This is a genomic window from Leisingera sp. XS_AS12 (assembly GCF_041224635.1).
Lineage (GTDB): Bacteria > Pseudomonadota > Alphaproteobacteria > Rhodobacterales > Rhodobacteraceae > Leisingera.
In genome coordinates, this window is record NZ_JBGFGM010000110.1 from 1 (window position 1) to 272 (window position 272).

Sequence of the window (272 nt, forward strand, 5' to 3'; positions counted from 1 at the left end):
TACCCTGTGTTTGCTATGGAAGAGATCATTTCTTGACGGCAGAGCCCGTCTGGGCAAACCTGTCAGGGCGTCCGGGGCTCCGGATGCTCCATGACCTGCTGACCTAAGCAGCCGGAAATTCCCGACATAGGACGTTATCGACACGTATCGTCTTCGGGTAGCCAATTTTCCTACAGACCCTTTCCAGCGTCTGCACGACGTCTTCGCCCCGATAGGTGAAGCGCGGGTCAGTCGCCGGGCAGAGACGGGAGTGCGTGTCGACAACCGTCAGG

General features: G+C 58.5%; 1 pseudogene. It reads right to left on the minus strand.

The features are described from left to right. Positions 1-136 precede the first annotated feature (136 nt). Positions 137-272: pseudogene (locus AB9K35_RS16440) on the minus strand (IS3 family transposase); the annotation flags it as partial.